The 4,733-nt window shown below is 61.3% G+C and carries 2 protein-coding genes; one reads left to right on the top strand and one right to left on the bottom strand.

What is annotated here, in order from left to right:
- Positions 1-282: 282 nt before the first annotated feature.
- Positions 283-2,445 carry an FUSC family protein gene (locus tag P792_RS31730; protein ID WP_023979381.1) on the bottom strand — a complete coding sequence of 721 codons (2,163 nt, stop codon included), beginning with the start codon at positions 2,443-2,445 and terminating at the stop codon, positions 283-285.
- 253 nt (positions 2,446-2,698) lie between these two features.
- Here P792_RS31730 and P792_RS31725 point away from each other — a divergent pair, with 253 nt between their 5' ends.
- Positions 2,699-4,546: a DEAD/DEAH box helicase gene (locus P792_RS31725; RefSeq protein WP_023979380.1), complete on the top strand. Its 1,848-nt coding sequence runs from the start codon at positions 2,699-2,701 to the stop codon at positions 4,544-4,546.
- The last annotated feature ends 187 nt before the right edge of the window (positions 4,547-4,733 follow it).

The following is a 4,733-nucleotide window of genomic DNA, read 5'->3' as shown; positions in this document are numbered from 1 at the left end:
CCCGCCCGTATTGACCTCCACGCCCGACACGCCGAGCGCAACGGCCTGATCCAGCATGGCTTCGAAAGAAAGTTTGCCGAGACTGTCGGAAACGAAACCGATCTTCATGGCGTGACGACCCTTTCAGTGTGACGGGACTGGTGGAATGGCCCGCATGAGAGAATTTATATTCTCTTCTCACACCCGAATCGGAACATAAATTCGTTATGAAATGATCATTTGGCTGTGATCGACTAACATTCCATCTAATGCCCTCCGGGCAATCCGGTCCTGTGGCGCAGATTACTGCCCGGTCGCACGGGCCAGTTGCAGGCAGCGCCTGAAGTGCCGGTCATTCATCCAGTCCTGATTGCCCTGCCATTCGTGCCGCACCACAAGCAGGCTCCCGAGCACCTCGGCATAAGCCGGACATTCCCGGTCATCCGCCAATGCCGCATGCTGGTGAATGGTGCTGATGGCGCTTTCTATCCGCGACGTGAACACGGCCGCTTCGACACCGGGGCCACGAAGCCAATGGGGACCGAGTCCAGTAAAGAACTGCGTAAGAATGTCGCGCAGCGCCGCAGGAAGTGCAGGCCGCGCCGCGACACCACGCAGGAAAAGCAGGTTACGCCCAAGGGTCATGGTGGATAGCAGACCATGCAGGTTGAGCTCCATGAACGGGGTGAGCGAGGCGCCTGCATAACGGATGACACGTTCCATGCCTTGGGTAATGAGCCCGATCCAGCGATTCTCGGCCGGCAGAAACCGCGGCGTCACACAGATACGCTGCAATCCATGCAGGGCACGTCGTCGCAACAAGGCACATACCTGATAGATATTGAATGGCAGGATACAACGGAACACAAGCACCCCTGCCCCAAGCCCGAGCAGCAGGGCGATCGTGGCATTGAACCAGGTAAGTTCGTTCATGCGCATATGGTTATCGAGACCAATCAGCGCAGGCAGGAAGGTATTATATGACCCCGCTGCGGTGGCAGTGGCGGGGTTGCGTGCCGCAAGGCCACCAATGAACATCAAAGGGGCCAGAGCCACGATCAGGGCCTCGAACCCCGTCCCGGTTGGGATAAGGAAGAATACCGGCAGGATGGAAGCCAGAGTGGCGAAACAGGCACCGTAGAAAAAGCGGTTGCTGACGAGCACGGTATTATCGGTGGTGGCAAACCGCCCCACCACCACAGCGATGAACGAGATGAACGCTGCCCCCTGTGGCCATGCCGTGACCTCCCATACCAGTCCTGCCAGACAGATGGCAGCGGCAGAGCGCATGGCGTTATGGAATGCCGCATGAAAATGCAGCACGCGTCGCAGCCGATACCGCGCAGGAGTCGTGGCTTCGGTCGGACGGGCCTCGAAATAGATCAGCAGCGTGCGATATTCCTCCAGAATCAGGCGCATACCCTGAAGGATGATCGCGTCATCGGGGTTGAACCCTTCCTCCGGGTGATCGGTCGCGCCAGCTTCGTCATGCAGGATGTCGCAGCGCGCAGCGAGCGCCTCGAGATCCCGGCGCAGCGCCAGAAGCGTGTCAGCATCATCCAGCCTTGCCGGTACGTTGCGGACAAAACGCGCCACCTCGGCCAGCCCCGCTCTGACGCGTTCGGAAAGGACAAGCTGTGTGGAAAGTCGCGCCTGCATCCCCAACGCACGCGAGACGAGTCGCGACAGAATGCCGATCGTGGCATAGGCGCACGCGATTGCATGGTCACTGCGCCCGACCTCAACCACGGTAAATTCGAGTTGCTCGTTGAGACTGAGCGTTCGGCTGAACACGGCACGTATCGCCGCCTCAGGCGGCGGGGCGCCATCAAGCACATCGCCAATGACCTTTGAAGCGGCCCCTATGGCCTCGATCAGCCAGCCGCGCATGGTACGTCTGGCCTTGACCGCCAGAGACGCCGAAAAGACCAGCCCAGCCACCATCTCGCACACGACACCCAGAAAGATATAGGTGCCGCGCGCCATGGCGATTTCAAACACATGATCGGGCGCGTTCAGGGCGCCGGTTGCAATAATGGCGCAGGTATAGGCCGCCAGCACAAAGGCATAGGCACGGAAATTCTGGCACAGCGTCGCCAGCCCCGTGCAGAGCCCGGCCCAGAGCGCCAGCGCAGGGATGAACAGCCACGGAGCCTGGGGAAACGCCGAAACCAGCCCCACTGCACCTGCCATGCCCAGCACAGTGCCGACCAGACGCCACCGACCCTTGGAAAGGCTCTCGCCACGTGAGCCCTGCGCCGTGATCCATACGGTCATGGCGGCCCATTGCGGTTCGCCCAGTTCCATCCAGAACGCGATTCCGAGCGCGACGAGCGAGGCGATGGTGTTGCGCAAGGCAAATTCGAACGCATTGCCGCTGGGGGCAAAAAGCCATTTCAAAGGCCATTGCTGCGCGTGCAGGCGCAGAAACGCACCCTTTTGACGGGAGAGGAACGCGGCAATCATGCGTGGCGTCTTACCCGAATTTAACGGTTTGTGTGGCAGCAATCGCTTCAATTTGGCGCGCATGTCCCATATATTGGGAGTGTGCCGAGTCAGGTTCCCGCAGAAGCGTTTTCAGCACGGGTGCCGTTTAATCCTAGATTTCAGCTCGCATATTCTTTATTGACCGCCTTCCTTACGCCGCGAGCCATGCTCGAACAGCGCATTCCTGTCTCGGCGTTCTCTCTTCGCACGATCCTGATTGAGTCCGAACCGCATGCCCTTTCCCGATACCGTACCGTCTCTAAGCCGCGCTCTGGCGGCACGCGGTTATGAAACACCGACCGCCGTGCAGGAAGCCGTTCTGCAGCCAGGCCTTGAGACACGGGATCTCCTCGTTTCCGCACAGACAGGATCGGGCAAGACGGTTGCTTTCGGTCTCGCCTTTGCCCCGACCCTCATTCCCGAGGGCAGTGAGCGCCTTCCCCCTGCCAACAGCCCGCTTGCTCTGGTGGTTGCACCAACGCGCGAACTGGCCCTGCAGGTGCAGACCGAACTTCAGTGGCTTTATGCCGAGACCGGTGCGCGTATCGTCAGCTGCATTGGCGGCACGGATGCCCGTCGCGAAGCCCGCAACCTGTCGAACGGTGCCCATATCGTTGTGGGGACGCCGGGCCGCCTGTGCGATCATCTGTCGCGCGGTGCCCTGAACCTGTCCGATCTGCGCGTGGTCGTGCTGGACGAAGCCGACGAGATGCTCGATCTGGGCTTTCGCGACGAGCTGGAACAGCTTCTGGATGCCGCGCCTGTCGAACGCCGCACGCTGCTTTTCTCGGCGACCATCGCCAAGGAAATCGCCAATCTGGCGCGCCGCTTCCAGAAGAACGCCGAGCGCATCAACACGGTCTCCACGTCTAAGCAGCATGATGACATCACGTATAAATGCGTGCTGACAGCGCCGAATGACATTGGTCGCGGTGTCGTCAATGTGCTGCGTTATTACGAGAGCCCGACCGCCATGCTGTTCTGCAACACCCGCGCCATGGTCGCGCAGGTACAGGCAGCGCTGGTCGAGCGTGGTTTTGCCTCGGTCGCCATCTCCGGCGAAATGGGCCAGAACGAGCGTTCACGCGCCATCGAAGCCCTGCGTTCGGGTGTGGCACGCGTTTGCGTGGCAACCGACGTGGCCGCACGTGGGATCGACATTCCGGCACTTTCACTCGTGATCCATGCCAATATGCCGAGCGAAGCAGCAACATTGCTGCACCGTTCGGGCCGTACGGGCCGTGCAGGCCGCAAGGGCACCTGCGTGGTCATGGTGCCTGTCAGCCAGCGTCGCAAGGCTGAGCGCCTGCTCTCCTTTGCCAAGATCAGCAATGCCGAGTGGGAAAGCGTCCCTTCGGCGGATGCCATCCTTGAGCAAGACGCCAAGCGCCTGATGGAAGACGAGACGCTTTTCGCGCCGTCGCAGGCCAATGAAGATGCCCTGGCGTCGCAGCTGGCAAATGCGCATGACGCGCATCAGCTCGCAACGGCCCTCGTGCGCCTCTACAAGAGCCGCCTGCCGAGCGTCGAGTCGATCCGTCCGGTCAGCGTTGATGCCCCTGCCCGTGGCATGCGCGACGATCGTGCACCCCGCGAGTTCACAGGCCGGGTGGACCGTATGGGCGGTGAGTGGTTCAGCCTCGCCATTGGTCGTACCGAACGTGCCGACCCGAAATGGCTTGTCCCCCTCATCTGCCGCCTGGGTGGTGTGACCAAGAGCGAGATCGGTGCGATCCATATCGACACGGATCACACACTCTTCGAGATTGCTCCTGACAGCGCCGAGCGTTTCCGCTCCTGCGTTGCCGGTGCCGATGCGGATGAAGCCAAGATCGAGCCGGCTTCTGCCCCGACTGGCCCCTCTGCCCCGCCGCGCGGCCCGCGCCGCCCGCGTGAGGGTGGCTTTGCTCCTCGTGGCAAGGGTGGCTTCCGCGGTGGTGACCGTGGCGGCGATCGCGGTGGCGACAGAGGTGAGCGTGGTGGTGACAGGGGCGATCGCGGTGATCGCGGCGACCGCCCTTCATTCCGCAAGGGCAACTCGGTCGGCAACGGCAAGGGCTCGTCGCGCAAGCGCTATTGATCGGATAAGAAGCGTTCGTCCGGGCGGTTGTGCCACCGGGCGACGGCTCTCGCGATCTGACGGGATTCTGTCCCGCTGCACCCCGCCTTGTGCGGGGTGTTTTGCGTTCAGGGGCCTGATTTTGCGCCCATGATTTGAGGCGACTTTGTTGTTGCAATTAAATTGCAACAACATTTACTGACTCCAC

The organism is Asaia sp. SF2.1 (assembly GCF_000505765.1).
Lineage (GTDB): Bacteria > Pseudomonadota > Alphaproteobacteria > Acetobacterales > Acetobacteraceae > Asaia > Asaia bogorensis.
This window is presented reverse-complemented; position numbering and strand designations above follow the sequence as displayed.

Coding starts and splice junctions, on each gene's coding strand:
- P792_RS31730 (WP_023979381.1), bottom strand. CDS start 2,445: ATGATTGCCGCGTTCCTCTCCCGTCAAAAGGGTGCGTTTCTGCGCCTG.
- P792_RS31725 (WP_023979380.1), top strand. CDS start 2,699: ATGCCCTTTCCCGATACCGTACCGTCTCTAAGCCGCGCTCTGGCGGCA.